The sequence below is a fragment of the Fibrobacter sp. UBA3629 genome (assembly GCF_002374005.1).
GTDB lineage: Bacteria > Fibrobacterota > Fibrobacteria > Fibrobacterales > Fibrobacteraceae > Fibrobacter.
On record NZ_DFLC01000034.1, the window covers coordinates 1 to 2310 of the forward strand.

General features: G+C 57.4%; 1 protein-coding gene. It reads left to right on the forward strand.

Annotated features, from left to right (window positions below; genetic code table 11):
• A partial coding sequence (gene carB / locus B2310_RS10390) for a carbamoyl-phosphate synthase large subunit (RefSeq protein ID WP_290731244.1) occupies positions 1-2310 on the forward strand: 2310 nt, incomplete at both ends.

The window sequence follows — 2310 nt, forward strand, 5'->3', positions numbered from 1 at the left end:
CACCTACATCGAGCCGCTCAACGTCGAGCGCCTTGAGGCCATCATCGCCAAGGAGCGCCCCGATGCCATCCTGCCCAACCTGGGCGGCCAGTCGGCACTCAACCTTTCCAGTGAGCTTTCCAAGAGCGGCGTGCTGGACAAGTACGGCGTGAAGGTCATCGGTGTGAACCTCGACGCTATCGAACGCGGCGAAGACCGTGAAATCTTCAAGGAAACCATGCAGAAGCTCGGCATCGACACCCCGCGCTCCGGCATTTGCCACTCTGTGGAAGAAGCCGAAAAGATCGTGGCTGAAATCGGCTACCCGGTGGTGGTCCGCCCGGCATACACCATGGGCGGTGCAGGCGGCGGTTTCTGCTACAACGTAGAAGAACTCCGCACCATTTGCTCCAACGGTCTTGAACTCTCCATGACGCACCAGTGCCTCATCGAAGAATCCATCCTCGGTTGGGAAGAGCTGGAAGTCGAAGTCGTGCGCGATTCCAAGAACCAGATGATTGCCATCTGCTTCATCGAAAATATCGACCCGGTGGGCGTGCATACCGGCGATTCCTTCTGCGCAGCCCCGTTCCTCACCATCGACAAGAAGCTCGAAGAAGAACTGAAGGAAAAGGCCTTCAAGATTGTGGAATCCATCGGTGTGATTGGCGGTACCAACGTGCAGTTCGCTCACGACCCGAAGACCGGCCGCGTGGTGATTATCGAAATCAACCCGCGTACCTCTCGTTCTTCCGCCCTTGCTTCCAAGGCTACCGGCTTCCCGATCGCTCTCATTTCTGCAAAGCTCGCTGCAGGCCTCACCCTCGACCAGATTCCGTACTGGCGCGATGGAAGCCTCGAAAAGTACACCCCGAGCGGTGACTACGTTGTGCTCAAGTTCGCTCGCTGGGCATTCGAAAAGTTCCGCGGTGTGGATGACTGCCTCGGCACCCAGATGAAGGCTGTGGGCGAAGTCATGGCTATCGGCAAGACCTACAAGGAAACCCTCCAGAAGGCTATCCGCGGTCTCGAAAACGGTCGTTCCGGCCTCGGCTTTGCGAAGGACTTCAACAAGAAGAGCAAGGAAGAACTCCTCGAAATGCTCAAGACCCCGAGCTCCGAACGTCACTTCCAGATGTACGAAGCTATCCGCAAGGGTGCAACCGACGAAGAAATCTTCGCCGCCACCTACGAAAAGGCCTACTTCGTGCAGCAGATGCGCGAACTCGTGGAACTCGAAGAAGAAATGCTCAAGACTCCGGGGCGTCTGCCTTCCGATGAACTCCTCATCAAGGCCAAGAAGGACGGCTTCAGCGACAAGTACATCGCGAAGATTCTCGGCATCCGCGAAAAGGACGTGCGCAAGAAGCGTACCGAACTCGGCGTGGTGGAAGGCTGGTGCGCAGTGCCGGTGAGCGGTGTGGAAAACCAGTTCTACTACTACAGCACCTACAACTGCAAGGACGAATCTACCGCTTCCACCAACCCGAAGAAGATCATGATTCTCGGCGGTGGCCCCAACAGAATCGGCCAGGGCATCGAATTCGACTACTGCTGCTGCCACGCTGCCATGGCCCTCCGCGAAATGGGTTACGAAACCATCATGGTCAACTGCAACCCGGAAACGGTTTCTACCGACTACGATACCAGCGACAAGCTGTATTTCGAACCGGTCTGCCTCGAAGATGTTCTCCAGATTTACCACAAGGAAAAGCCGGCTGGCGTGATCGTGCAGTTCGGTGGCCAGACTCCGCTGAACATCGCCCGCGCCCTCTCCGACGAAGGCGTCAAGATTCTCGGCACCAGCATCGACTCCATCGATATCGCTGAAGACCGTGACCTGTTCCGCAAGATGATGGACCAGCTTGGCATCCCGATGCCGGAAAGTGGCATGGCCACGAACATCGACGAAGCCCTCGCTTGCGTCAAGCAGATTGGCGGCTACCCGGTGATGATCCGCCCGAGCTTCGTGCTTGGCGGCCGCGGCATGGAAGTCATCTACGACGAAGCCATGCTCCGCGAATACGTGGCGAAGGCTGTCGGCGTGACTCCGGATCGTCCGCTCCTCATTGACCGCTTCCTCCACAACGCTTTGGAATGCGAAGCCGACGCCCTCTCCGACGGCGAACATGTTTACATCCCGTCCGTGATGGAACACGTGGAACTTGCCGGTGTCCACTCCGGTGACTCCGCCTGCATTATCCCGCCGGTAACCATCACCAAGGAAAACTTGGCAACCATCAAGGATTACACCAGGAAGATTGCCGAAGCCCTCCACGTTTGCGGCCTCATGAACATGCAGTACGCCATCGAAGACGGCAAGGTGTTCGT